At 69.4% G+C, this 24,210-nt stretch carries 21 protein-coding genes and 3 tRNA genes; 8 read left to right on the forward strand and 16 right to left on the reverse strand.

Annotated features, from left to right (window positions below; all coding sequences use genetic code 11):
• Positions 1–12 precede the first annotated feature (12 nt).
• Positions 13–2,439, reverse strand: a complete 2,427-nt coding sequence (locus ABB33_RS05880) for a penicillin acylase family protein (RefSeq protein WP_056931475.1) — start codon at positions 2,437–2,439, stop codon at positions 13–15.
• Positions 2,440–2,581: 142 nt separating this feature from the next.
• Here ABB33_RS05880 and ABB33_RS05885 point away from each other — a divergent pair, with 142 nt between their 5' ends.
• Complete coding sequence (locus ABB33_RS05885) at positions 2,582–3,070, forward strand: bacterioferritin (protein WP_056931476.1); 489 nt, start codon at positions 2,582–2,584, stop codon at positions 3,068–3,070.
• Between the two features lie 70 nt (positions 3,071–3,140).
• Here ABB33_RS05885 and ABB33_RS05890 read toward each other — a convergent pair whose 3' ends face one another.
• From ABB33_RS05890 to parC, 3 genes are all read right to left on the reverse strand, one after another.
• Positions 3,141–3,800 (reverse strand): thiopurine S-methyltransferase, encoded by a 660-nt coding sequence (locus tag ABB33_RS05890; protein WP_054666791.1) that lies wholly within the window; start codon positions 3,798–3,800, stop codon positions 3,141–3,143.
• 10 nt (positions 3,801–3,810) lie between these two features.
• The gene (locus ABB33_RS05895; RefSeq protein ID WP_054666790.1) at positions 3,811–4,062 is read right to left on the reverse strand and encodes a hypothetical protein; all 252 of its coding nucleotides are present in this window, start codon (positions 4,060–4,062) and stop codon (positions 3,811–3,813) included.
• Between the two features lie 353 nt (positions 4,063–4,415).
• Entirely contained in the window at positions 4,416–6,659 is a 2,244-nt protein-coding gene (gene parC / locus ABB33_RS05900) for a DNA topoisomerase IV subunit A (RefSeq protein WP_056931477.1), read from the reverse strand.
• A gap of 207 nt (positions 6,660–6,866) precedes the next feature.
• On the opposite strand from parC, the gene ABB33_RS05905 reads away from it, so the two are divergent.
• Genes ABB33_RS05905 through ABB33_RS05920 form a run of 4 tightly spaced genes read left to right on the forward strand, consistent with a single transcriptional unit; the run spans position 6,867 to position 11,569 of the window.
• A complete protein-coding gene (locus ABB33_RS05905; RefSeq protein WP_054666787.1) occupies positions 6,867–7,310 on the forward strand; it encodes a MarR family winged helix-turn-helix transcriptional regulator in 444 nt (147 codons plus the stop codon).
• Complete coding sequence (locus tag ABB33_RS05910) at positions 7,307–8,809, forward strand: efflux transporter outer membrane subunit (RefSeq protein ID WP_056931478.1); 1,503 nt, start codon at positions 7,307–7,309, stop codon at positions 8,807–8,809. The genes ABB33_RS05905 and ABB33_RS05910 overlap by 4 nt, the downstream gene beginning before the upstream one ends.
• A gap of 10 nt (positions 8,810–8,819) precedes the next feature.
• On the forward strand, positions 8,820–9,998 hold the full coding sequence (locus ABB33_RS05915; RefSeq protein ID WP_056931479.1) for an HlyD/EmrA/EmrK family protein: 1,179 nt from the start codon (positions 8,820–8,822) through the stop codon (positions 9,996–9,998).
• Between the two features lie 11 nt (positions 9,999–10,009).
• Positions 10,010–11,569 (forward strand): DHA2 family efflux MFS transporter permease subunit, encoded by a 1,560-nt coding sequence (locus tag ABB33_RS05920; protein ID WP_056931480.1) that lies wholly within the window; start codon positions 10,010–10,012, stop codon positions 11,567–11,569.
• A 137-nt stretch (positions 11,570–11,706) separates the two neighbouring features.
• Here the strand turns inward: ABB33_RS05920 and ABB33_RS05925 are convergent.
• The 3 genes from ABB33_RS05925 to ABB33_RS05935 all read right to left on the reverse strand — a co-directional run bounded on the left by ABB33_RS05925 (position 11,707) and on the right by ABB33_RS05935 (position 12,442).
• Positions 11,707–11,791: transfer RNA gene (locus ABB33_RS05925), tRNA-Leu, on the reverse strand.
• Positions 11,792–12,071: 280 nt separating this feature from the next.
• Positions 12,072–12,156 (reverse strand) — tRNA-Leu (locus tag ABB33_RS05930).
• Between the two features lie 201 nt (positions 12,157–12,357).
• A tRNA-Leu gene (locus tag ABB33_RS05935) sits at positions 12,358–12,442 on the reverse strand.
• 115 nt (positions 12,443–12,557) lie between these two features.
• On the opposite strand from ABB33_RS05935, the gene rnr reads away from it, so the two are divergent.
• Both rnr and rlmB read left to right on the forward strand, forming a co-directional pair.
• Complete coding sequence (gene rnr, locus ABB33_RS05940) at positions 12,558–15,011, forward strand: ribonuclease R (protein WP_056931481.1); 2,454 nt, start codon at positions 12,558–12,560, stop codon at positions 15,009–15,011.
• A 355-nt stretch (positions 15,012–15,366) separates the two neighbouring features.
• Positions 15,367–16,110, forward strand: a complete 744-nt coding sequence (rlmB, locus tag ABB33_RS05945) for a 23S rRNA (guanosine(2251)-2'-O)-methyltransferase RlmB (RefSeq protein ID WP_054666779.1) — start codon at positions 15,367–15,369, stop codon at positions 16,108–16,110.
• 63 nt (positions 16,111–16,173) lie between these two features.
• Here rlmB and phoU read toward each other — a convergent pair whose 3' ends face one another.
• The 6 genes from phoU to pstS (ABB33_RS05975) form a co-directional block, all read right to left on the reverse strand.
• The gene (phoU, locus tag ABB33_RS05950; RefSeq protein ID WP_056931482.1) at positions 16,174–16,884 is read right to left on the reverse strand and encodes a phosphate signaling complex protein PhoU; all 711 of its coding nucleotides are present in this window, start codon (positions 16,882–16,884) and stop codon (positions 16,174–16,176) included.
• A gap of 193 nt (positions 16,885–17,077) precedes the next feature.
• Positions 17,078–17,908, reverse strand: coding sequence for a phosphate ABC transporter ATP-binding protein PstB (gene pstB / locus ABB33_RS05955; RefSeq protein ID WP_054668727.1), 831 nt, complete (start codon positions 17,906–17,908; stop codon positions 17,078–17,080).
• A gap of 34 nt (positions 17,909–17,942) precedes the next feature.
• A complete protein-coding gene (gene pstA, locus ABB33_RS05960; RefSeq protein ID WP_054666772.1) occupies positions 17,943–18,815 on the reverse strand; it encodes a phosphate ABC transporter permease PstA in 873 nt (290 codons plus the stop codon).
• Positions 18,815–19,783: a phosphate ABC transporter permease subunit PstC gene (gene pstC / locus ABB33_RS05965; RefSeq protein ID WP_054666769.1), complete on the reverse strand. Its 969-nt coding sequence runs from the start codon at positions 19,781–19,783 to the stop codon at positions 18,815–18,817. The genes pstA and pstC overlap by 1 nt, the downstream gene beginning before the upstream one ends.
• A gap of 89 nt (positions 19,784–19,872) precedes the next feature.
• Positions 19,873–20,958 (reverse strand): phosphate ABC transporter substrate-binding protein PstS, encoded by a 1,086-nt coding sequence (pstS, locus tag ABB33_RS05970; protein ID WP_056931483.1) that lies wholly within the window; start codon positions 20,956–20,958, stop codon positions 19,873–19,875.
• 184 nt (positions 20,959–21,142) lie between these two features.
• Complete coding sequence (gene pstS / locus ABB33_RS05975) at positions 21,143–22,156, reverse strand: phosphate ABC transporter substrate-binding protein PstS (protein ID WP_054666765.1); 1,014 nt, start codon at positions 22,154–22,156, stop codon at positions 21,143–21,145.
• 257 nt (positions 22,157–22,413) lie between these two features.
• Here pstS (ABB33_RS05975) and ABB33_RS05980 point away from each other — a divergent pair, with 257 nt between their 5' ends.
• On the forward strand, positions 22,414–23,667 hold the full coding sequence (locus tag ABB33_RS05980) for a porin (protein ID WP_054666763.1): 1,254 nt from the start codon (positions 22,414–22,416) through the stop codon (positions 23,665–23,667).
• A gap of 132 nt (positions 23,668–23,799) precedes the next feature.
• On the opposite strand, the gene ABB33_RS19170 is transcribed toward ABB33_RS05980, so the two are convergent.
• Genes ABB33_RS19170 through ABB33_RS19180 form a run of 3 tightly spaced genes read right to left on the reverse strand, consistent with a single transcriptional unit; the run spans position 23,800 to position 24,174 of the window.
• Positions 23,800–23,898 carry a hypothetical protein gene (locus ABB33_RS19170; protein ID WP_225546636.1) on the reverse strand — a complete coding sequence of 33 codons (99 nt, stop codon included), beginning with the start codon at positions 23,896–23,898 and terminating at the stop codon, positions 23,800–23,802.
• 39 nt (positions 23,899–23,937) lie between these two features.
• Complete coding sequence (locus ABB33_RS19175) at positions 23,938–24,036, reverse strand: hypothetical protein (RefSeq protein WP_225546635.1); 99 nt, start codon at positions 24,034–24,036, stop codon at positions 23,938–23,940.
• A gap of 39 nt (positions 24,037–24,075) precedes the next feature.
• Entirely contained in the window at positions 24,076–24,174 is a 99-nt protein-coding gene (locus ABB33_RS19180; protein ID WP_225546634.1) for a hypothetical protein, read from the reverse strand.
• Positions 24,175–24,210 lie beyond the last annotated feature (36 nt).

The following is a 24,210-nucleotide window of genomic DNA, read 5'->3' on the forward strand; positions in this document are numbered from 1 at the left end:
GCCCGCGCTGTTTCAGCGCGGGCGCAGTACCAGGGTGTGGGTGGTGGCACCGGGCAGGAACGGTGTCGGCCGGCCCTGTACCCAGTCGTCGTGGCCGGCGCCCCAGAACGGCGACAGCGGATGTCCGCTCTGGCCACCGGGCATGTGCACGATGCCGTCGGCCTCGAAGCCGGGCGAGACCACCATGCGCTCGGATGCGCCGAAGTCCGGCGTCTGCACCCGCGGCATGTTGCCGTCGCCGGGCAGTGCCTGCGCCGGCATGCACAGCCAGCGCTTGAACAGGGCGGGCAGCGCGCGCGACAGCGGGTGGCAGATGGCGGCGGTGTTGCGCTCGCCCCAGGTGCGCGCGGCGAGGTCGTGACCCTGTGCGGCCAGGTCCGCTTCCAGTTGCCGCGCGCTGTGCGCCAGCAGTTCGTCCCAGCGCTTGAACGGCGGCGGCAGCAGGTGCGGCGGGCGCTGTTCCAGCAGCGGCCAGGCCACGCCTTCCAGTTGTGGCAGGCGTGGCGCCACGAAGTCCTCGCCGAGCCGCTGGCGCGCGGGGGCCAGCAGGCCGGCTTCCAGCGTGTCCAGGGTGATGCCGCGGAAGCCGCGGGCGATACGGTAGCTGGCCGAATCGACCGCGGCGCGGCCGTCCCACTGGCGGCTGGCCGCTTCCAGCCGGCGCAGCGCCGGATCGTCGCTGTGCTCGACGGTGGCGCGCAGCAGTTTCCACCAGCGCTCCATCAGCACGGCACGATCGTCGAGCTGGATGGCGAGCAGGTCGCGCTCGTCGAACTGTTCGCGCGCGAACAGGCCGTCGCGGACCTGGCGTGCCCGCGCGCCCAGGTCGTAGCCGCCATCGCCGGCCTCGGCCAGCATGGCGCCGTCGAGCACGCGGCCATTGGCGGTCCACAGGCGGTGGTTGGCGGGATCGACCAGCGACGGCGCCTGGTCCGTGCGCAACGGCCACGGGTAGCAGGGCTCGTTGAAGGGCGACGTATCGGGCGGCAACGGCGCGTCGGGTGTGTTGGCGATGCCATCGGCCGTGCAGGTACCGCTGCGATCCGGGCGTGCGCCGGCCAGGCGCCAGGCGATGCGGCCATGGCGGTCGGCCAGCAGCAGGTTCTGCGCGGGAATGCCGGCGCGGTCGGCCACTGCCAGTGCGGCGTCCAGGTCGGCCGCGCGGGCCATGTCGGCGAAGTCCAGGCGCACCGCGCCCGGCAGCTGCGCGGTCCAGCGCAGCGCCAGCCGGCTGCCATCGGCGTTTTCATGCAGCACCGGGCCCCAGTCGCTTTCGCGCACGACCAGGATGTCGGCCGGCGCACCGGCCACCGCAATGGTTTCGCGGTATTCGCGCAACGGCGCGGTGGCCGGCAGGCGTGCGAAATCGGCGGTGTCGATGTAGCTGTTGGTGAAGCCCCAGGCCACGTGGGTATTGCTGCCGACGATGACCACCGGCAGCCCCGGCAGGCTGAAGCCGGCCACGTCGACCTTGCCGCGTGGCGCGGACGCATCGGGATGGCGCAGGCGCACGCGGAACCAGAGGTTGGGTGCGCGCAGGGCCAGGTGCATGTCGTCGGCCAGGATCGCGCGGCCATCGCGGGTGAGTGCGCCGGCGACGGCGAAGTTGTTGCTGCCCGGCGAGCTGTCGGCCGCCTCCGGTGGCCAGCCGATCCCGCTGTCCCGCAGTGGCACGGGGGTACGGGCAAGGCGGGCGACCGCGGCGTCGCCACCGCCACTGCCGGCCAGCTGGCGCAGGTCCAGTGTCGCGGCATCGGGCAGCGGTGCATCGCCGCGCGCGGCGCCGAACAGCGGCGCATCCCAGCTGCTGCCGTCGTGCGCGAGCAGGGCATGGAGCGCGGGTGGCACCACCTCGCGGATGCGGGCCAGGGCCAGCTCGCGGCTGTTGCCGGGGTCCTGCAGGTCGGCGTACATCGCCAGCCCGGCCAGCACCGAGTCCTCCAGGCTCCAGGCACGCGGCCGCTGGCGCAGCAGCAGGTAGGGCCAGGGTCGTACCGGCAGCGCCGCCAGCCCGGCGTTGACGCCGTCGCGGTAGGCCTCGAGCACCGCGCGACGGTCGCCCAGGGCGATGTCCAGGTTGTCGTGCGCGCGCGCGCGCAGGCGGTGCACGCGCATGCGCCGGTCCAGCGGCAGGGCATTGGCGCCGAACAGTTCGGACAGCTCGCCGGCGGCCGAGCGCCGCATCAGGTCCATTTCGAAGAAGCGTTCCTGCGCATGCACATAGCCCAGCGCGCGGGCCATGTCGCGCTCGTCGGCGGCATCCACCGTGACCACGCCGTTGCCGTCGCGCTGCACCTGGACCGGGGCCGACAGCCCGGGCAGGGCGAGCTCGCCGTCCAGTTCCGGCAGGCTGCCGCGCAGCAGCAGCCAGATACCACCCGGTACAAGGATCGAAAGCCCCAGCACGACCCACAGCGAACGCAGCAGCCAGCGCCTCATGCGCCTCTCCCCGGTCCCAGGAAAGGCCGATTGTAGGGGAGCGCGCTGCCGCACGCAGGGCGCAACTGAAACTGATTCCGATTAGATCATCGCCGTGCCGGATCGGGCATCCTGTGCGCATACGAACATCAGGAGCACCCCCATGCAGGGACACCCGGAAGTCATCGAATGCCTGAAGGAGCTGCTGCGCGGCGAACTGGCCGCGCGCGACCAGTACTTCATCCATTCCCGCCGTTACGAAGACCAGGGCCTGCATGCGCTGTACGAGCGCATCGGCCACGAGATGGAAGAGGAAACCGGGCATGCCGACGCGCTGCTGCGGCGGATCCTGTTCCTGGGCGGCGACCCGGACATGCGTCCGCACGTCTTCGCCCCCGGCAAGAGCGTGGTCGAGATGCTGGAGAAGGACCTGCAGACCGAGTACCAGGTGCGCGCCAACCTGGCCGCGGCGGTCAAGCTGTGCGAGTCGCACGGCGACTACGTCAGCCGCGACATCCTGATCGCGCAGCTGCGCGACACCGAGGAAGACCATGCCTGGTGGCTGGAGCAGCAGCTGGGCCTGATCCGGCGCATCGGCCTGGAGCTGTACCAGGCCAGCAAGATCGACGCGAAGGGCGCGCCGGCGCATTGAGCCGCGGCGGGTGCATCGCGCAGGCAAGGCCGGGTATTCCCGGCCTTTTGCGTTCATGCGGGGCGGAATTTCAGCCGGCGTTGCGCCGCATGCGGTAGACCGCGGTGGCCAGCGCGCTCACGCCTTCGGCGCGGAAGCCGGGCTCGTGCGCCAGGATGTCGCGGCGCTCGGCCAGTTCCACCTGCCAGGCTGGCGCGAACGCGTCCACTTCCGCCTGCGCCACAGAGAACGGCGGGCCGGCCTTCTCCGCCTGCGGGTACTCGAGGGTGATCAGCAGCGCGCGGCAGCCGGCCGGCAGCCGCATGTACACGGTGTCGCGATAGCGCTGGCGCAACGCCGGCGGCAATGCGATCAGCGCGGCGCGGTCGTAGAGCCCGGCGATGCCGGCCAGGGTCTGGTCGTCGAGGGTGAAGGCGTCGCCGAGGAGGATCTCGATCGGTCCGGCGCTGAAATGCTCGCCCAGCGCGCTGCTGCGGCGTTCGGGCCGCAGCCCGGCCTCGTCGAAGAACTGCTGCACCGCCAGCGGCGAGAGCTCGACGCCGAGCACGCGGTAGCCCTGCGCGGCCAGCCAATGCATGTCCAGGCTCTTGCCGCACAACGGCACCAGTACCCGGCTGCCGGCCGCCACCTGCAGCGATGGCCAGTGTTCCTGCAGCAGCGGCATCACCTGGTCGCGGTGGAAGCCGATCTGTCCCTGTTGCCAGCGTTGCAGCCAGAAATCGGGTTGCATGGGGGTCTCCTCAGCGGGTCTTGCGCCAGCCGTTCTCGGGGGTGATCCGGGCCAGCGCCTCGTTGCCGGCGTAGAAGCGGACCAGGCCGCAATCGCGGCAGACGACACTGCGCATCTTGGCACTGGCGAACACGCCGCTGGCGCCGGGCAGCAGGTCGGGGCCGTAGCCACCGCGGGCATTGACGCCGCCATGGGCATACAGATTGTCGCCATGGCATTCGGGGCAGGTGCTCTGCGCTGGGGTGTCGTGCGTCGTCGTCATGGGGTTCCCTGTAGAACGGATTCGGCGGCTGTTGCCACGGCCGCTGCACAGTATGGCTCGCCACGCCGCGCAGCGGTGAAACGGCCCGTTGCCGGTCCATGCCGCGCCACGCATGCACATGGCGACGACAATGCCTGCCGCGCCGCTGCGCGCCAGTGAGCTGGCTTACTGAACGTCGAGCCCCTCGACCTTCTGCCGCGCCACGCATGCACATGGCGACGACAATGCCGGCCGCGCCGCCGCGCGCCAGTGAGCCGGCTTACTGGACGTCGAGCCCCTCGACCTTCTGCCGCGCCACGCATGCGCATGGCAACGACAATGCCTGCCGCGCCGCCGCGCGCCATTGAGCCGGCTTACTGGACGTCGAGCCCCTCGACCTTCTGCCACCCCCTCGGCAACAGATGCCCGCGGCTGGCCCGCGCACCCACGTACGCATCCAGTTCCTTGAACGACAGGTTCATGGTGCGCTGGCCGCTGCGGACCTGCAGGGTGGCGCCCGGCGATACCGCGACCACCGCGACCACGCGCTCGGTGGCGAGCTTGGCCTTGGGGATCTCGATGATCTTGTTGCCCTTGCCCTTGTCCAGCTCGGGCAGTTCGGTGGCCGGGATGGCAAGCATGTTGCCGGCGCTGGTGACCGCGACGATGCGATCGGCCTGCGGGTTGGCCACCACCATCGGCTGCAGCACCGCCGCACCGGGGGACAGGTTGAGCATGGCCTTGCCGGCCTTGTTGCGGCCGGTGAGGTTCTCGAAGCGGGTGACGAAGCCGTAGCCGTGCGAGGAGGCGAGCACGAAGCGGGTGTCGTTGTCGCCGCTGGCCAGGGTGACGAAACTGCTGCCGGCGGCCGGCGAGAAGCGGCCGGTCAGCGGCTCGCCGTTGCCGCGTGCAGAGGGCAGGGTATGCGCCGGCGTGGAGTAGGCGCGGCCCTCGCTGTCGAGGAACGCCACCTGCTGGGTGCTGCGCCCGCGCACCGCCGCCAGCAGGCTGTCGCCCTCGCGGTAGGACAGGCCGGCGGCGTCCACGTCATGGCCCTTGGCCGCGCGCACCCAGCCCTTTTCCGACAGCACCACGGTGACCGGTTCGCTGGCCACCAGTTCGGTCTCGTCGATGGCCTGGGCGGCGTCGCGCTGCACCAGCGGCGAACGGCGCGCGTCGCCGAACTTCTTGGCGTCGGCCAGCAGTTCGTCCTTGACCAGCTTCCTGAGCCTGGCGGCGCTGCCGAGGATGGACAGGATCTTCTCGCGCTCGGCGGCCAGCTCGTCCTGCTCGCCGCGGATCTTCATTTCCTCCAGGCGCGCCAGCTGCTTGAGCTTGGTCTCCAGGATGTACTCGGCCTGGTCCTCGGACAGGCCGAAGCGGGCGATCAGCGCCGGCTTCGGTTCGTCCTCGGTGCGGATGATGCGGATCACCTCGTCCAGGTTGAGGAAGGCGACCAGCAGGCCTTCCAACAGGTGCAGGCGGCGCTCGACCTTCTGCAACCGGTGGTTGAGGCGGCGGGTGACGGTGTCCTGGCGGAAGCGCAGCCACTCGCCCAGCAGCTGCCGCAGGTTCTTGACCTGCGGGCGGCCGTCCAGGCCGATGACGTTGAGGTTGACCCGGTAGCTCTTCTCCAGGTCGGTGGTGGCGAACAGGTGGCCCATCAGCTGCTCGGCGTCGACGCGGCTGGAGCGCGGGATCAGCACCACGCGCACCGGGTTGGCATGGTCGGATTCGTCGCGGATGTCCTCCAGCCAGGGCAGCTTCTTGGCGCGCATCTGCTGGGCGATCTGCTCGATCACCTTGGACGGCGACACCTGGTGCGGCAGCGCGGTGATGACGATGTTGCTGGCTTCCTTCTGGAACGTGGCGCGGGCACGCACGCTGCCATTGCCGGTCTCGTAGAGCTGCCGCAGGTCGCTGGCCGGGGTGATGATCTCGGCGGTGGTCGGGTAGTCCGGGCCCTTCACGTGCTCGCACAGGTCGGCGACGCTGGCGTCCGGGTCGTCGATCAGCCGCACCAGCGCGCTGACGATCTCGTTCAGGTTGTGCGGCGGCACGTCGGTGGCCATGCCCACGGCGATGCCGGTGGTGCCGTTGAGCAGCAGGTGCGGCAGCCGCGCCGGCAGCCAGCTAGGCTCCTCCAGCGTGCCGTCGAAGTTGGGCGACCAGTCGGTGGTGCCCTGGCCCAGTTCGCCCAGCAGCACTTCGGCGATCGGGGTCAGCTTGGATTCGGTATAGCGCATGGCCGCGAACGACTTGGGGTCGTCGCTGGAGCCGAAGTTGCCCTGGCCGTCGATCAGCGGGTAGCGGTAGGAGAACGGCTGGGCCATCAGCACCAGCGCCTCGTAGCAGGCGCTGTCGCCATGCGGGTGGTACTTGCCGATCACGTCGCCGACGGTGCGCGCGGACTTCTTCGGCTTGGACGCGGCGTTCAGGCCCAGCTCGCTCATCGAATAGATGATGCGGCGCTGCACCGGCTTGAGCCCGTCGCCGATGAAGGGCAGGGCGCGGTCCAGTACCACGTACATGGAGTAGTCGAGATAGGCGCGCTCGGCGTACTCGCGCAGCGGCTGCTGCTCGAAGCCGTGGAAGGCGGGGCGTACGAGTTCGGTCATGCGGGGCTGTTACCTGGTGCTGGGGGGCGGCGACGGCCGTCGCCCCCGCGAGCCGGTGATTATCCGGATGCGGTCGGGGATGCCAAGCCACGGGCCGTGCCCCGGCCCGGCAGGGGGCGGGATTGATCCAGTGCTGCAACAGCGCATTTCATGCCGGATGGAATATTTCCATTGAGAATTATTCTGGATGGAATAAAATCTCCGCCCATGATCTGCTCGACCTCCAATCCCCCCAGCTTCGGCCTCCTGCTGCGCCAGACGCGCGATGGCCTGGCCCGGCAACTCGACGCCTCGATGGCCGAAGAAAACATCGGCATCGGCTTCACCCATTTCGTGGGCCTGAAGACGCTGGCGCACATGGCCCCGTGCACCGCCAACGAACTGGCGCAGGCGCTGGACCAGGTGCCCAGCGCGGTGACCCGCCTGCTGGACAAGCTCGAATCGCTGGGCTGCGTGCGCCGCGAAGCGCATGCGCAGGACCGGCGCGCACTGCAGATCGTGCTGACCGAGCAGGGCCGCGAGCTGTGCGCGCGGCTCAAGAAACGCGGCGACGCGGTGATGGATTACGCGATGCGTGACCTGAGCCCCGACGAACGCGAGCAGCTGATGTCCCTTCTCACCCGCATCCGCGACTCCCTGACGCCCCCATGACCCTCTCTTCCCTCTCCCCCTCCCTGCGCCGCCGTTGCCGGCCGCTGTTGCCGGCAACGCTGCTGCTGGCGCTCGCGGCCTGCGCCAGCAGCGGCGGACTGCAGCCGCAGGGGCGGCTGCTCGATGCCGACAGCCTGCACAGCGAACGCACGTTGGCGACCAGCGACCTGGCCGTGGCCGCGTTTCCGGCCAGCGACTGGTGGCGCGCCTTCGGCGACCCGCAGCTGGATGCGCTGGTGGCCGAGGCGCTGGCCGGCCATCCCAGCCTGGATGCGGCCGATGCGCGCCTGCGCCAGGCCCAGGCCCAGGCCGGCGTCGCCCGCGCCGACCGCCTGCCCAGCCTGTCCGTGTCCGGTGGCTACACCGGCGTGCGCCTGCCCGAATCGATGGTCGGCGAGGAGCTCGGCGGCCGCTACATGGGCAGCGGCCAGGTCGCATTCGATTTCAGCTACGGGGTCGACCTGTGGGGCGGCAAGCGCGCCAGCTGGGAAGCGGCGGTGGACACGGTGCATGCCGCGGCCGTCGATGCCCAGGCCGCGCGCCTGAAGCTGGCCTCGGGCATCGTCCAGGCCTATGTCGAACTGGACCGGGCCTGGCGTGCCAACGACATCGCCGAGCAGGAACTGGAGCGTGCGCGCAAGACCGTGCAGCTGGTGCGCCAGCGCCGCGCCGCCGGCATCGACAGCGACCTGCAGGTGCGCCAGGCCGAAGCCCGCATTCCCACTGCGCAGCAGCAGCTGCAGGCCGCGCAGCAGCAGATCGACGCCGCGCGCACCGCGCTGGCCGCGCTGCTGGGGCAGGGCCCGGATCGTGGCCTGGGCATCGCCCGTCCGCAGGCGCTGGACGTGGCCGCGCTGCAGCTGCCGGGCGTGCTGCCCAGCGAACTGCTCGGGCGGCGCCCGGACATCGTCGCCGCACGCTGGCGCGTGGAAGCGGCCGGCAAGCAGATCAAGGTCGCCAAGGCCCGGTTTTACCCCAGTTTCAACCTGACCGCGCTGGCCGGCGTGGTCGCCCCCAACGTCGGCGACCTGCTCAGGAGCGGCTCGACCTTCGCCTACCTCGGCCCGGCGCTGAGCCTGCCGATCTTCGAGGGCGGGCGCCTGCGCGCCGGCCTGTCCGGTGCCGACGCCCAGTACGACCTGGCGGTGGCCGGCTACAACCAGGCACTGGTCGATGCGCTGCGCGAGGTGGCCGACCAGGTCAACGCGGTGCGCTCGCTCGAGCAGCAGGTGCAGTCGCAGCAGCAGGCGGTGGCCACCGCCGGCTCCGCCTTCGAGCTGGCCGGCCAGCGTTACCGCGCCGGCATCGGCAATTACCTGGACGTGCTGTCTGCGCAGTCGCAGTTGCTCGGTGCGCAGCAGGCGCTGGCCACGCTGCATTCGCAGCAGCTGCTGGCCGCGGCGCGGCTGACCCAGGCCCTGGGCGGTGGTTACGCGCCGCCGGCCGACGGCGTCGCCGCCCCGGTGTCTTCCTCCTCCTCCGTGTCCCCGCATTCCTGAGAAACACCCCATGAGCCAGACCCACACTCCTGAAGCCCCCGTCGTTGGCAGCCGCCGTGGCCGGCTGCTGCGCGGACTGCTTGCCATCATCATCCTGCTGCTGGCGGCGTTCGCGCTGTGGTACTTCGCCTTCGGCCGCTGGTTCGAGGAAACCGACGATGCCTACGTGCAGGGCAACCAGGTGCAGATCACCCCGCAGGTGGCCGGCACCGTGGTCGCCATCGCCGCCGACGACGGCATGCGCGTGGAGCGCGGCCAGCTGCTGGTGCAGCTGGACCCGGCCGACACCGAGGTGGCGCTGCAGCAGGCCGAAGCCAATCTGGCCCGCACCGTGCGCCAGGTCCGTGGCCTGTACCGCACCGTGGAGGGCGCGCAGGCCGACCTGAACGCCCGCCAGGTCACCCTGCGGCGCGTGCGCGAGGACTTCGCCCGGCGCCGGGACCTGGCCGCCAGCGGCGCGATCTCCAACGAGGAACTGGCCCATGCCCGCGACGAGCTGGCCGCGGCCGAAGCCGCGGTGGCCGGTTCGCGCGAAACGGTGGAGCGCAGCCGCGCGCTGGTCGACGACACCGTGGTCGCCACCCAGCCTGACGTGAAGGCCGCCGCCGCGCAGCTGCGCCAGGCGTGGCTCAACAATGCCCGCGCCGGCATCGTCGCGCCGGTCGCCGGTTATGTCGCGCGGCGCTCGGTGCAGGTCGGCCAGCGCGTGCAGCCGGGCACTGCGCTGATGGCGGTGGTGCCTGCCGAGCAGATGTGGGTGGATGCCAACTTCAAGGAAACCCAGCTGCGGCACATGCGCCTGGGCCAGGAAGTGGAGCTGCGCTCGGACCTGTACGGCGGCGACGTGAAGTACAAGGGCCGCATCACCAGCCTCGGGCTGGGGACCGGGTCGGCGTTCTCGCTGCTGCCGGCGCAGAACGCCAGCGGCAACTGGATCAAGATCGTGCAGCGCGTGCCGGTGCGCATCGCCATCGATGCCAGGCAGCTGGCCGAGCATCCGCTGCGCATCGGCCTGTCGATGAAGGCCGAGGTGAGCCTGCGCGACCAGAAGGGCGAGGTGCTGCCGGCCACGCCGGCCAAGGGCAACGTGTTCGACACCGACGTCTACGCCAGGCAGCTGCATGATGCCGACGCGGCGATCGCGCGGATCATCCACGACAACCTGCCGCGCCAGGCCCGGGCCGGCTGAGGTCGCCGCGCATGTCCGCTCAAGCTCCGGCCCTGCCGCAGCCGGCCGCCGGCTTCGCGCCGCCCAGCGTGGCGCTGTGCACCATCGGCCTGGCGATGGCCTCGTTCATGCAGGTGCTCGACACCACCATCGCCAACGTCTCGTTGCCGACCATCGCCGGCAACCTCGGCGCCAGTTCGCAGCAGGCGACCTGGGTGATCACCTCGTTCGCGGTCAGCACCGCCATCGCGCTGCCGCTGACCGGCTGGCTCAGTCGCCGTTTCGGCGAGCGCAGGCTGTTCGTGTGGGCGACGCTGGCCTTCGTCATCACCTCGCTGCTGTGCGGCCTGGCCCAGAGCATGGGCATGCTGGTGCTGTCGCGCGCGCTGCAGGGGTTCGTCGCCGGGCCGATGTACCCGATCACGCAGTCGCTGCTGGTGTCGATCTACCCGCGCGAGAAACGCGGCCAGGCACTGGCGCTGCTGGCCATGATCACGGTGGTCGCGCCGATCTGCGGGCCGATCCTCGGTGGCTGGATCACCGACAACTACAGCTGGGAATGGATCTTCCTGATCAACGTGCCGCTGGGCATCTTCGCGGCGCTGGTGGTCGGCAGCCAGCTCAAGGGCCGGCCCGAGCACATCGACACGCCGAAGATGGACTACGTCGGCCTGGTCACCCTGGTGATCGGCGTCGGCGCGCTGCAGCTGGTGCTGGACCTGGGCAACGACGAGGACTGGTTCGCCTCGACCAAGATCGTGGTGCTGTCGTGCGTGGCGGTGGTGTCGCTGGCGGTGTTCCTGATCTGGGAGCTGACCGACAAGGACCCCATCGTCGACCTGCGCCTGTTCCGCCATCGCAACTTCCGCGCCGGTACCCTGGCGATGGTGGTGGCGTACGCGGCGTTCTTCAGCGTGGCGCTGATGATGCCGCTGTGGCTGCAGCGCGACATGGGCTACACCGCGATCTGGGCGGGCCTGGCGACGGCGCCGATCGGCGTGCTGCCGGTGATCCTGGCGCCGTTGGTGGGCAAGTACGCGTCGCGTTACGACATGCGCATGCTCGCCTCCATCGCCTTCGTGTTCCTGTCGTTGACCAGCTTCATGCGCTCGGGCTTCAACCTGCAGGTGGACTTCCAGCACGTGGCCGGGGTGCAGCTGATCATGGGCGTGGGCGTGGCCCTGTTCTTCATGCCGGTGCTGCAGATCCTGCTGTCGGACCTGGACGGGCGCGAGATCGCCGCCGGCTCGGGCCTGGCCACCTTCCTGCGCACGCTGGGCGGCAGCTTCGCCGCGTCGCTGACCACCTGGCTGTGGGCGCACCGCACCCAGCAGCACCATGCGCACCTGACCGAGCACGTCTCGGCGTATACGCCGGGCATGCAGGAGCAGGTGCTGGCGATGGGGCGTGGCGACCTGCAGCACGGCGCGGCGCTGTTGAACAACATCATCGACCACCAGGCCTCGCAGATGGGCTTCAACGACATCTTCTACCTGCTGGGCTGGACCTTCCTGGCGATCATCGCCTTCCTGTGGCTGGCCAAGCCGCCGTTCGGCGCCGGTGCAGGCGCGGCCAGTGCCGGCGGCCATTGAGTCACTGCGATCCCCGCCCGCAAGGCGGGGATCGTCGTATCCGGGCAGGGGCGCTGGGCTGGACGCAACGTCGACGGAGTCGCAGCGGGCCGCAGATACGAAAAAACCCGCTTTCGCGGGTTTGATCTGTTGAGTCGTGGTGCCCAGGAGAGGACTCGAACCTCCACGGTTTTACCCGCTAGTACCTGAAACTAGTGCGTCTACCAATTCCGCCACCTGGGCGACTCAGGGCGGCAATTGTGCCGATGGGCGGACGCGGTGTCAACGCTTCGTGCAGGCGTTCGCGCGCAGGGTGCAGCCGATGGCGCGGGAAAGGACGCGTGCGCTGCGGGGCGTGCGCGCCGAAGCGGAAGCGCGTCCGGGCGCCACCTGTCGATGGCCACCCGAAGCGTCATGCAAAAAGGAGGGCGGGCAGCCACTTTCCAGGGAGTCCACCGCAGCGTGGCGCTGGTGGCCGCAGATACGAAAAAACCCGCTTTCGCGGGTTTGATCTGTTGAGTCGTGGTGCCCAGGAGAGGACTCGAACCTCCACGGTTTTACCCGCTAGTACCTGAAACTAGTGCGTCTACCAATTCCGCCACCTGGGCGACTCAGGAGCGGAATTATGCAGGGCATTCGCAGGGGCGTCAACAACGGGCTGCAGTGCGGGCCACTGCCTTCCGTCGCCCATGCCACCGGCGGCATGCCTCGGTTCCGTTCCACGGCGCAGGGCGCCGCATGCGGCTCGGGCATGGGCCGCACGCGGGCAACAAAAAACCCGCTTGCGCGGGTTTCTTCGTCTCGAATCGTGGTGCCCAGGAGAGGACTCGAACCTCCACGGTTTTACCCGCTAGTACCTGAAACTAGTGCGTCTACCAATTCCGCCACCTGGGCGATCCGAGCCGGAGATTCTGCTGACCGTGCCCGGGTTTGTCAACGTATTTCGGCATGGCGGTGGCCGTGCGGCGTACGCACTTCCTCCACGCCGCAGCGGGTACCATGGGGGCTGATGAAAAACAAAAAGACCCCCGGGGCCGGCAAGGCCCCCAAGTCCGCCCCCGGCGCAACGCCGGGCACGCCCCGCAAGCCGGCCAAGCTGCCGCCGTGGATGCCGGAGAGCCTGGCCACGCCCGCCAAGGGCGGCCGCGGCAAATCCCGCGACAGCGCGCCACCGAAGAGTTTCGTGCGTGGCCGCTCGCGGCCGGCGCCGGCCGCGGTCCTCGACGACCCCTATGCCGCGCGTGAAGCCGAGCGCTACGCCCAGCCCATTGCCAGCCGCGAGGCGATCCTGCAGCTGCTGGACCGCTGCGACGGGCCGCAGAACGCCGAGGAGATCGGTGCGCGGCTCGGCCTGACCGAACCGGAGCGCGCCGACGCGCTGGCCAAGCGCCTGGGCGCGATGGTGCGCGACGGGCAGCTGGTGCAGAACCGCCGCGGCGGCTTCGCCCCGGTGCTGGTCACCAACCTGATTCCCGGTGTGGTCATCGCCAACCCGGAAGGGTTCGGCTTCCTGCGCCCGGACGAAGGTGGCGACGACCTGTTCCTGCCGCCGTACGAGATGCGCAAGGTCATGCATGGCGACCGCGCGCTGGCCAATGTCACCGGCATCGACCGCCGCGGCCGCCGCGAAGGCAGCATCGCGCGCGTGCTCGAGCGTGGCGTCAACCGCCTGATCGGCAACTTCAGCGTCGAGCTGGGCATCAACTACGTGGTGCCCGACGACAAGCGCATCCAGCGCAGCATCCAGATCCCGGCCGACGCCACCGGTGGCGCGAAGGACGGCCAGCTGGTGGTGTGCGAACTGACCCAGGCGCCGGATACGCGGCGCCCGCCGATCGGCAAGGTCATCGCCGTGCTCGGCGACAAGCTGACCCCGTCGCTGGTGGTGGAAACCGCCATCCACGGCCACGACCTGCCGCATGAGTTCCCGCCGGAAGTGCTCGACGAGGCGACGGCGATCCCGATGACGGTGGACCCGACGATGATCGGCACCCGCGTGGACCTGCGCGCGCTGCCGCTGGTGACCATCGACGGCGAGGACGCCAAGGACTTCGACGACGCGGTGTTCTGCGAGCCGAACCGGGACGGCTTCCGGCTGGTGGTGGCCATCGCCGACGTCTCGCACTACGTGCGCCCCGGCACGCCGCTGGACGATGAGGCGCTCAAGCGCGCCACCTCGGTGTACTTCCCCGGCTACGTGGTGCCGATGCTGCCGGAGACGCTGTCCAACGGCATCTGCTCGTTGCGGCCGAAGGAAGACCGCATGTGCTTCGTCTGCGACATGCAGGTGGACCGCAAGGGCGAGGTGGTGCAGTCGCGCTTCTACGAGGCGGTGATGAACTCGCATGCGCGCCTGACCTACACCCAGGTGTGGAACGCGGTGGGCGAGGACGACGCCGACGCCAAGGCGTTCATCGGCCCGCTGCTGCCGCAGATCCAGAGCCTGCACCAGCTGTACCGCATCCTGGCCAAGGCGCGCGAACGCCGCGGCGCGATCGAGTTCGAGTCCTCGGAAGTGCGCTTCGTGCTGGACAACCGCGGCGAGGTCACCCAGGCCGGCATGCTGGTGCGCAACGACGCGCACAAGCTGATCGAGGAGTGCATGATCGCGGCCAACGTCGAGGCCGCGCGCTACCTGCTGGCGACCCATATCCCGGCACCGTTCCGGGTGCACGAGCGGCCGCCGGAATCCAAGTTCGCCGACCTGCTGGAGTTCCTCAAGGAATTCAAGCTGAGCCTGCCGGCGTGGAGCAAGGTGCAGCCGGGCGACTACACCCGGTTGCTGAAGAAGGTGCGCGAGCGTCCGGACGCGGCGCTGCTGGAGTCGGTGCTGCTGCGCAGCCAGTCGCTGGCGGTGTACTCGCCGGACAACAACGGCCACTTCGGCCTGGCGCTGGAGGCCTACGCGCACTTCACCTCGCCGATCCGCCGCTATCCGGACCTGCTGGTGCACCGTGCCATCAAGTACGCGCTCACCGGCGGCCCGCGCGACAAGTACACCTACACGCCGCGCGAGATGGCGGCGCTGGCGCTGCAGTGCTCCGAGCGCGAGCGCCGTGCCGACGAAGCCGAGCGCGAGGTGGACGAGCGGTTCCGCGCCGCCTGGATGGAGAAGCACGTCGGCGGCCAGTTCGATGGCGTCATCAGCGGTGTGACCAGCTTCGGGCTGTTCGTGGAGCTGGACGAATCCAAGGTCAACGGGCTGGTACACGTCACTCAGCTGCCGCACGACTATTACCAGTTCGACCCGATGCGCAAGACGCTTACCGGCGACCGCCGCGGCAACCAGTTCCGGCTGGGCGACGGGGTGCGCATCCTGGTGCTCAAGGCCAGCATGGAGGACCGCAAGATCGACTTCCGCCTGGTCGAGCGGCTCGATGGCGACGCCAGCGCGGCGGACCAGGGCCTGCCGCCGCTGCCGGCGCGCGGCAAGCCGGCCAAGCGCGCCAAGCAGAAGTACTGACGCGGCGGCGGCCGGTGCCCGCACCGGCCGTCTGCGTTGCGCGGCGGGCCCGGCGGGAGCCGTGCGGGTCGCGCGTGGACCGCCTGCTCCCCGGGGCGGGCGGGCAGGCCCCGCCAGCGCGTGCGGGCCACCCGGGCAATACGGCCAGCAAGGCCAGCAGGGCCATACCCGGCCATGGCGCCGGCAGCCGCCTGCCGCAGCATCCGGCTTGGCGCAACCGGCCACGCGGCGGCCCGCAGGGGCGGATCGGGCACGGCCGGGGCCGGGCCATGCCCCGGCGTCCGTTCGGCCGGCACGGTGCCGGCCGGGCCGATGCACTACCATTACGCGCCCAACTCCCCCTCGCGCGGTCGCAATGAGCAAGCAGAACCAGTGGATCGTCGGCGTCAATGCCGTGGCTTCGTCGATCGAGAAGGACCCGGACAACGTCCGCGAGGTGCTGATCGAGGCCGGCAGCAAGAACGCGCGGCTGGTGGAGATCGAGGAGAACGCGCGGCGCAAGGGCATCGACGTGCGCCGCGTGGCCGCGCAGGCGCTGGGCGGCGTGGCCGGGCAGGTGCGCCACCAGGGCGTGGTCGCGCGCTACGCCGCGGCCAAGCTGTGGGGCGAGAACGAGCTGGAAGGGCTGGTCGAGGCTGCCGAGGGCAAGGCGTTGCTGCTGGTGCTGGACGAGGTGCAGGACCCGCACAACCTCGGCGCCTGCCTGCGCAGCGCCGCCGCCGCCGGCGTCACCGCGGTGGTGATTCCCAAGGACAAGAGCGCGCCGGTCAACGCCACCGTGCGCAAGACCAGTGCCGGCGCGGCCGACCGCATCCCGGTGGTGGCGGTGACCAACCTGGTGCGTTGCCTGAAAGACCTGCAGAAGCAGGGCGTGTGGCTGTACGGGCTGGCTGGCGAGGCGGAGCAGACCATCCACCAGCTGGACCTGCGCGGCAACGTGGCGCTGGTGATGGGCGGCGAGTCCGACGGCCTGCGCCGGCTGACCCGCGAGACCTGCGACGGCCTGGTGCGGATCCCGATGCCGGGCGACGTGGAAAGCCTCAATGTGTCGGTGGCCACCGGCGTGGCGCTGTTCGAGGCGGTGCGGCAGCGGCTTTGAGCAGCGCCGGCAGCTGACCGGCGCCGCACGCGGAAACGCCGGGCCTGGCCCGGCGTTCGCGTATCAGGTGTTGTCGACCGTGCTGGTCTCGTCGCGCTTCTCGCGCGGCGGCAGCGGTGCGTCGCCATGGACCAGGAACCAGACGTTCTCGGCGATGTTGGTGGCGTGGTCGCCGATCCGCTCCAGGTTCTTGGCCATGAACAGCAGGTGCGTGCACGGGGTGATGTTGCGCGGGTCTTCCATCATGTAGGTGAGCAGCTCGCGGAACAGCGCGGTGTACTGCGCGTCCAGCCGGGCGTCGTCCTCGCGCAGCGCCTGGGCCGCCTCGGCGTCGTTGTCGCGATAGGCGTCGAGTGCGCGCCGGACCTGCTGCGCGGCGAGCCGGCCAAGCGCGCGCAGGCCCTGGACCTGCGGCAGCGGCGGTACCGCGGCCAGCGCGATGGAGCGCTTGGCGACGTTGGCGGCGTAATCGCCGATGCGCTCGATATCGGCCGGGATGCGCAGCCCGGCGAGGATCTCGCGCAGGTCGCGCGCCATCGGGCCGCGCAGGGCCAGGCGCATCACGTCGTGGCTGATCTGCTGCTCCAGCGCGTCGATGGCCTCGTCGTTGGCGATGATGCGCCGCGCGGCGCTCTCGTCGCGGCGTTCGATCACGTCCAGCGCGGCCTCGAGCTGGGCGACGGACATCTCGCCCATGCGCACGATCTCGGCCACCAGGCGGTGCTGTTCCTCGTCGTAACTTCTCACGATGTGGTCGTTGGGATGGGTGTTCATGGGCGTCTCTGGGCTATGACGGAAGCGGGAGTACGGAAGGTGGCTCGTTCGAAGCAGATCGCCGCTGCCGCACCGGCATTCGATTCGCTGCGGCCGTGGCGGCGGCAGCGCCCGGGTGCGTGGCCGGCGCACCGCATGGTGCAGCCTGCCGGTCGCGGCCGATGCCGGCGGTGCATCGACCAGGCGCGCGCCTTCAGCCGAACCTGCCGGTGATGTAGTCCTCGGTCTGCTGCCGGGACGGGTTGGAGAAGATCACGTCGGTGCGGTCGTGCTCGATCAGGTCGCCCAGGTACATGAAGGCGGTGTAGTCGGACACGCGCGCGGCCTGCTGCATGTTGTGGGTGACGATGGCGATGGTGTAGTCGTTCTTGAGTTCCTCGACCAGCTGCTCGATGCGGCTGGTGGAGATCGGGTCCAGCGCCGAGGTCGGTTCGTCCAGCAGCAGCACGTCGGGCTTGAGCGCCACCGCGCGGGCGATGCACAGGCGCTGCTGCTGGCCGCCGGACAGGCCCAGCGCGCTCTGGCCCAGCTTGTCCTTGACCTCGTCCCACAGCGCGCCCTGGCGCAGCGCGTGCTCGACGCGGTCGGCCATGTCGGCCTTGGACAGCTTCTCGTGGTGGCGGATGCCGTAGGCCACGTTCTCGAAGATGGTCATCGGGAACGGCACCGGCTTCTGGAACACCATGCCGACCTTGGAGCGCAGGCGGTTCATCGGGTACTTCGGCGAGAGGATGTTCTCGCCGTCAAGCAGTACTTCGCCGCGGGCTTCGAGCTTGGGGTACAGCGCGTAGATGCGGTTGAAGATACGCAGCAGGGTGGACTTGCCGCAGCCGGACGGCCCGATCAGCGCGGTGACGCGCTTTTCCGGGATTTCCAGGTTGATGTTCTTCAACGCATGGAACTGGCCGTAGTAGAAGTCCAGGCCGCGCGCGGCGAGCTTGACCGGTGCCGGGGTCTGCAGGTCCTGGTGCGCGGAGGGCACGGCGATGCGCTGCATCGGCACGGCATTGGTGAGGTCGTTCATGGGCAGGTCCATGGAAGGAAGTCGGTCGTTCGGATCAGTCGTTCGAGATGCGGTTGCGCAGCAGCAGGCCGCGCGCGGACAGGCTGACCAGCAGCACGAACACGGTCAGCACCAGGGCGCCGGCCCAGGCCAGCACCTGCCACGATTCATAGGGGCTGCCGGCGAACTGGTTCATCACCACCGGCACCGAGGCCATCGGCTGGAACACGTTGCTGTTCCAGTACTGGTTGCCGAAGGCGGTGAACAGCAGCGGCGCGGTCTCGCCGCTGATTCTTGCCAGGGCGAGCAGGATGCCGGTGACGATGCCGGCCATGGCGCTGCGGTACAGCACCTGCACGATCACCTTCCACTGCGGCACGCCCAGCGCCAGCGCCGCCTCGCGCATCTGCACCGGCACCAGCCGCAGCATCTCGTCGGTGGTGCGGATGACCACCGGCAGCACGATGAAGGCCAGCGACAGCGCGCCGGCGAAGGCCGAGAAGTTGCCGCCGGTCTGCATCACGTACAGGGTGTAGACGAACAGGCCCAGCACGATCGACGGCGCCGACAACAGGATGTCGTTGACGAAGCGCACCACCGTGCCGGCCTTGCGCGCATTGCCGTACTCGGCCAGCCAGGTGCCGGCGGCCACGCCCAGCGGGGTGCCGATGGCGATGGCCAGGGCGCACATCACCGCGCTGCCGAAGAAGGCGTTGAGCAGGCCGCCTTCCTGCATCGGTGGCGGCGTCATCCTGGTGAACAGGTCCAGGTTGATGCCCGGCAGGCCCTTGGACAGCAGGGTCCACAGGATCCAGCCCAGGAACAGCAGGCCGAACGCGGCGGTGGCACAGGCCATCAGCAGCGCGGCGCCGTTGACGATGCGGCGGCGCAGGTACAGCGCGTCGCTGGTTTTCATGGCGGCGGACATCAGTTGCCCTCCTTGCGGGACAGGCGCAGCAGCATCAGGCGGGCGATGGCGAGCACCACGAAGGTGACGATGAACAGCACGAAGCCCAGCAGCAGCAACGCCGAGCGGTAGGTTTCGGTGGCTTCGCCGAAATCGTTGGCGATCAGTGCGGCGATGGTGGTGCCCGGCTCCAGCAGCGACGGCGTCAGGCGCACGCTGTTGCCGATCACGAAGGCCACGGCCATGGTCTCGCCGAGGGCGCGGCCGAGGCCGAGGAAGATGCCGCCGATCACCGCCGAGCGGGTGTAGGGCAGGACGATGTCCCAGCTCACTTCCCACTTGGTCGAGCCCAGCGCGTAGGCCGACTCCTTCAGGCGGGTCGGCACGGTGAGGAACACCTCGCGCATCACCGAGGAGATGAAGGGGATCACCATGATCGCCAGCACGAAGCCGGCGGTGAGCATGCCGATGCCCAGCGGCGGGCCCTGGAACAGCACGCCGATCACCGGCAGTTCGCCCAGGTGGTCATTTAGGAACGGGGTGACGTACTCGGTCATCACCGGCACCAGCACGAACAGGCCCCACATGCCGTAGATGATCGAGGGAATGCCGGCCAGCAGCTCGATGGCGGTGCCGACCGGGCCGCGCAGCCAGCGAGGGGCGACTTCGGTCAGGAAGAAGGCGATGCCGAAGCTGACCGGCACCGCGATCAGCATGGCGATGACGGCGGTGACGATGGTGCCGTAGATCGGCGCCAGCGCGCCGAACCGGTTTTCGACCGGGTTCCAGTCGGCGGTGTAGAAGAAGCTCAGCCCCTGTTCCTGCAGGGCATGGCGTCCGCCCCACAGCATCGACAGCGCGGCGCAGGCCAGTGCGGTGAGCACCAGCACCACGGTGACGATCAGGAACCCGCGGAACAGGCGGTCGTTGCGTGCGTCGCGCTGGTCGCGCGTGCTGGGCAGTGCAAGGGACGATGCGGTGGCGTTCATGGCTGCGGCATGGCCTGAGGGGGAGGGTGGCGGGAGGTGGAGCGGAACGCCGCGCGTGGTGGGCGCGGCGTCCTTTCACGGGGTCCCGGTCACTTGAACTCGCTGGCCCAGTAGCCCTCGATCTGGGTCACCAGTTCGGCAGGCAGCGGCACGTAATGCAGGTCGTTGGCCTGCTGCCGGCCGTTCTCGAACGCCCACTTGAAGAACGCCAGCGTGTCCTGGTTGCGCTTGGCATCCTTGGGCTGCTTGCGCATCAGCATGAAGTTGGTGGCGGTGATCGGCCAGGCGTTGGCGCCCGGGGCATTGGTGATGACCAGGTTGAAGTCCCTGGCGCTGGCCCAGTCGGCGCTGGCGGCCGCGGCGGCGAAGGTCTCGGCGGTCGGCTGCACCCAGTTGCCGGCGGCGTTCTGCATCGACGCGTACGGCATGTTGTTCTGCAGCGCATAGGCCAGCTCGACGTAGCCCAGCGAGCCCTTGATCTGCTGCACGTAGGAGGCGACGCCTTCGTTGCCCTTGCCGCCGACGCCGTCCGGCCACTGCACCGAGGTGCCTTCGCCGACCTTGTCCTTCCACTCGCCGCTGACCTTGGACAGGTAGTTGGAGAAGTTGAAGGTGGTGCCCGAGCCGTCGGAGCGGTGCACCAGGGTGATCTTGGTGGCGGGCAGGGCCACGCCGGGGTTGGCGGCGGCGATGGCCGCGTCGTTCCAGGTCCTGATCTTGCCCAGGAAGATGTCGGCCAGCAGCGCGCCGCTCAGGCGCAGCTGGCCCGGCTGCAGGCCTTCCAGGTTGACCACCGGGACCACGCCGCCGATCGCCGACGGGAACTGGCCCAAGCCGGCCTGCGCCAGCTCCTCGGAGGACAGCGGCTTGTCGGACGAGCCGAAATCCACGGTGCCGGCCTTGATCTGGGCGATGCCGCCACCCGAGCCGATGGACTGGTAGTTGATCCTGGCGCCGGTGGCGGCGTTGTAGTCGGCCGACCACTTGGAGACCAGCGGGAAGATGAACGAGGCGCCGGCACCGGAGATCTCGGCGGCGACCTTGTCGCCGGCGGCCGGTGCCGCTGCCGTTGCGGCCGACTGGCCGCTGCTGGTGTCGCTGCCGCCGCCGCAGGCCGACAGGCCCAGCGCGATGGCCAGGGAAAGGGCGGCAAGGCCGGTCGTGTGCAGTTTCATGCGGGGCTCCATGACGGGAGAAGTGCCGGCGGTGCCAGCGGATGCGGCTATGAAATGATGTTTTTGTTACAGGCTGATTACATGGGACCGGGCGGCGGGCCGGCGCCCATGAAAAAAGGCGCGGATCGTTCGATCCGCGCCCGAGGCGACGAGGGAGAGAGGGACCCGCCGGCTCTTTGCCCGTTTACTTCAGGTTCTGCTGGTTCCAGTAGGTCTCGATCTGGCGCACCAGGGTGTCCGGCAGCGGAACGTAGTCCAGCGCCTTGGCCTGGTTCTTGCCGCTGCTGTAGACCCAGCGGAAGAAATCGGTGGTGTTCTTCAGGCTGCCCGGCTTGGAGCGCTTGCGCACCAGGATGAAGTTGGTGGCGGTGATCGGCCAGGCGTTGGCGCCCGGGGCGTTGGTGATCACCAGGTTGAAGTCGCGGGCATTGGCCCAGTCGGCGCTGGCGGCCGCGGCGGCGAAGCTGTCGTCGCTGGGCTGCACGAAGCGGCCGGCGGCGTTCTTCATCTGCGCGTAGGCCAGGCGGTTCTGCAGCGCGTAGGCCAGTTCGACATAGCCGACGCCGCCGCGGATCTGCTTGACGTAGGCGGCCACGCCTTCATTGCCCTTGCCACCGATGCCCACCGGCCACTGCACGGTGGTGCCTTCGCCGACCTGCTTCTTCCAGTCGGCGCTGACCTTGGACAGGTAGTTGGTGTAGTTGAAGCTGGTGCCCGAACCGTCCGAGCGGTGCACGACGGTGATCTTCAGGTCGGGCAGGGCCAGGCCGGAATTCAGTGCGACGATCGCCGGATCGTTCCACTTGCTGATCTTGCCCAGGAAGATGTTGGCCAGGGTCGGGCCGTCCAGCTTCAGCGCGCCCGGCTGCAGGCCCGGCACGTTGGCCACCGGCACCACGCCGCCGATCACCGACGGGAACTGCGCCAGGCCCGAGGACGCCAGGTCTTCGGACTTCAGCGGCGCATCGGAGGAACCGAAGTCGACGGTGCCCGCCTTGATCTGGGCGATGCCGCCGCCCGAGCCGATGGACTGGTAGTTGACCTTGTTGCCGGTGGCGGTGGCGTAGTCGGCCGACCACTTGGACATCACCGGGAAGACGAACGACGCACCTGCGCCCGTGATATCGGCGGCCTGCGCGGCCAGGGCGAACGAGGCAATGGCGGCGCCGGTGAGCAGGCGGAGTTTGAAGGAAGACATCGCGGTGTGGCTCCTGAGGGTAATGGTGACCGGCGCTGGCCGGCAGACCGCTATTGCAGGGGCTGTCGATGAATCTTTTGCGACCCGGCGATGACGGTTCGATGACAGGCGCTACGCTGGGTGCTGTCGCGCCCGCGTCATCGTGTTGTCGCATTGCTGTCACATGATTAACGGAATCTTCGCAAAACGCTTGCCCGGCGGTCGTGCTGGACGGGCGTCCACCTGAAGCCCTTCCACATCCCTTGGAGAGATCCCCGATGCGTTCCCATTCGCTCGCCCTGGCAGTCGCCGCCAGCCTCGGCCTGGCCTCGGCGCCGGCCCTTGCTGCCGGTCCCGCCGTGACTCCCGCGCAGATCGAGCAGTTGCAGGCGCAGATCGCCGCCCTGCAGGCGCAGGTGCAACAGCTGCAGACCCAGTCCGAATCGCTCCAGGCCCAGTCCGACGCGCAGTCGGAAGTGAACATCACCCAGGCGCAGGCGCTGGAATCGTCGCAGAAGACCCAGACCAACGTCGACAAGCTGGCCAAGCTGGTCAATGACAACAAGATCGGCGGCCGCATGTTCTTCGACGTCAGCAGCATCGACCAGAAGACCAACGGCAAGAAGACCGATGCCACCGGCACCGGCTTCGACGTCAAGCGCTTCTACCTGACCGTCGACCACAAGTTCAACGATATCTGGTCGGCCAACCTGACCACCGACTTCCAGTACAGCTCGGCCATCGGCAATACCGAACTGTTCATCAAGAACGCCTATGTGCAGGGCACGTTCGACCCGGCCTTCGTGCTGAAGGTCGGTGCGGCGGGCATGCCGTGGACCGGTTACGTCGAGAAGTACTACGGCATGCGCTATGTCGAGAACACCCTGACCGACCGCCTGAAGTACGCCAACTCGGCCGACTGGGGCGCGCACGCCAGCGGCGACCTCGGCAACGGCTTCAACTACGCCGTGGCGGTGGTCAACGGTGCCGGCTACAAGAATCCGAGCCGCAGCAAGGGCGTGGACGTGGAAGGCCGCCTGGCGTGGGAGATCACGCCCGAGTTCGCGGTCGCCGTTGGCGGTTACAGCGGCTACCTGGGCCAGGAGAAGCAGAACAACGACGCCGAGAAGCGTTACAGCCGCGGCGACGTGATGGTGGCCTATGCCGGCCCGATGTTCCGCCTGGGTGGCGAGTACTTCACCGCCAAGAACCTGGGACAGGTGCAGCAGACGGCAGTGCCGGCGGTCAGCGACAAGGCCACGGGCTGGTCGCTGTGGAGCAGCGTGCGCCTGGCGCAGACCGCCAATGGCGACGTCAGCGTGTTCGGCCGCTACGACAAGACCGACACCAGCAAGACGCTCAACCCGTTCCGCGAGGACACGTACTGGAACGTCGGCGTCGAGTACCCGGTGCTGAAGAACTTCAAGCTGGCCGCGGTGTACAAGGACACCGACGCCACCGTGGGTTCGCTGGCCAGCCCGTCGCAGACCAAGACCAAGGAACTGGGCATCTGGGGCGACCTGAAGTTCTGAGGTCAGGCACCACGCCACAGGCACACGACGGCGGGCTTCGGCCCGCCGTCTTCGTTTCCGGCAAGCGGCCCGCAGCAGTGGATCGGCATCATCGGGGTCGATGCCGCGCCCGCGGCTGGCCCTGCCGCCGCATCAGGCGACGGTCTTGTCCCTGTAATGGCACAGGTCGCGGATGACGCACTGCGGACAGTCCGGCTTGCGTGCCGGCCCGCAGCGACGGATCGGCGCCATTGGGTCGATGCCGCGCCCGCGGCTGGCCCTGCCGCCGCATCAGGCGACGGTCTTGTCCTTGTAGTGGCACAGGTCGCGGATGACGCACTGCGGGCAGTCCGGCTTGCGCGCCGGCCCGCAGCGACGGATCGGCGTCATCGGGTCGATGCCGCGCCCGCGGCCGGCCCTGCCGCCGCCTCAGGCGATGGTCTTGTCCTTGAAGTGGCACAGGTCGCGGATCACGCACTGCGGGCAATCCGGCTTGCGCGCCGGCCCGCAGCGACGGATCGGCGCCATTGGGTCGATGCCGCGCCCGCGGCCGGCCCTGCCGCC

The organism is Stenotrophomonas acidaminiphila (assembly GCF_001431595.1).
GTDB classification, from domain to species: domain Bacteria; phylum Pseudomonadota; class Gammaproteobacteria; order Xanthomonadales; family Xanthomonadaceae; genus Stenotrophomonas; species Stenotrophomonas acidaminiphila.

Coding starts and splice junctions, on each gene's coding strand:
- ABB33_RS05880 (WP_056931475.1), bottom strand. CDS start 2,439: ATGAGGCGCTGGCTGCTGCGTTCGCTGTGGGTCGTGCTGGGGCTTTCG.
- ABB33_RS05885 (WP_056931476.1), top strand. CDS start 2,582: ATGCAGGGACACCCGGAAGTCATCGAATGCCTGAAGGAGCTGCTGCGC.
- ABB33_RS05890 (WP_054666791.1), bottom strand. CDS start 3,800: ATGCAACCCGATTTCTGGCTGCAACGCTGGCAACAGGGACAGATCGGC.
- ABB33_RS05895 (WP_054666790.1), bottom strand. CDS start 4,062: ATGACGACGACGCACGACACCCCAGCGCAGAGCACCTGCCCCGAATGC.
- parC (WP_056931477.1), bottom strand. CDS start 6,659: ATGACCGAACTCGTACGCCCCGCCTTCCACGGCTTCGAGCAGCAGCCG.
- ABB33_RS05905 (WP_054666787.1), top strand. CDS start 6,867: ATGATCTGCTCGACCTCCAATCCCCCCAGCTTCGGCCTCCTGCTGCGC.
- ABB33_RS05910 (WP_056931478.1), top strand. CDS start 7,307: ATGACCCTCTCTTCCCTCTCCCCCTCCCTGCGCCGCCGTTGCCGGCCG.
- ABB33_RS05915 (WP_056931479.1), top strand. CDS start 8,820: ATGAGCCAGACCCACACTCCTGAAGCCCCCGTCGTTGGCAGCCGCCGT.
- ABB33_RS05920 (WP_056931480.1), top strand. CDS start 10,010: ATGTCCGCTCAAGCTCCGGCCCTGCCGCAGCCGGCCGCCGGCTTCGCG.
- rnr (WP_056931481.1), top strand. CDS start 12,558: ATGAAAAACAAAAAGACCCCCGGGGCCGGCAAGGCCCCCAAGTCCGCC.
- rlmB (WP_054666779.1), top strand. CDS start 15,367: ATGAGCAAGCAGAACCAGTGGATCGTCGGCGTCAATGCCGTGGCTTCG.
- phoU (WP_056931482.1), bottom strand. CDS start 16,884: ATGAACACCCATCCCAACGACCACATCGTGAGAAGTTACGACGAGGAA.
- pstB (WP_054668727.1), bottom strand. CDS start 17,908: ATGAACGACCTCACCAATGCCGTGCCGATGCAGCGCATCGCCGTGCCC.
- pstA (WP_054666772.1), bottom strand. CDS start 18,815: ATGTCCGCCGCCATGAAAACCAGCGACGCGCTGTACCTGCGCCGCCGC.
- pstC (WP_054666769.1), bottom strand. CDS start 19,783: ATGAACGCCACCGCATCGTCCCTTGCACTGCCCAGCACGCGCGACCAG.
- pstS (WP_056931483.1), bottom strand. CDS start 20,958: ATGAAACTGCACACGACCGGCCTTGCCGCCCTTTCCCTGGCCATCGCG.
- pstS (WP_054666765.1), bottom strand. CDS start 22,156: ATGTCTTCCTTCAAACTCCGCCTGCTCACCGGCGCCGCCATTGCCTCG.
- ABB33_RS05980 (WP_054666763.1), top strand. CDS start 22,414: ATGCGTTCCCATTCGCTCGCCCTGGCAGTCGCCGCCAGCCTCGGCCTG.
- ABB33_RS19170 (WP_225546636.1), bottom strand. CDS start 23,898: ATGGCGCCGATCCGTCGCTGCGGGCCGGCACGCAAGCCGGACTGTCCG.
- ABB33_RS19175 (WP_225546635.1), bottom strand. CDS start 24,036: ATGACGCCGATCCGTCGCTGCGGGCCGGCGCGCAAGCCGGACTGCCCG.
- ABB33_RS19180 (WP_225546634.1), bottom strand. CDS start 24,174: ATGGCGCCGATCCGTCGCTGCGGGCCGGCGCGCAAGCCGGATTGCCCG.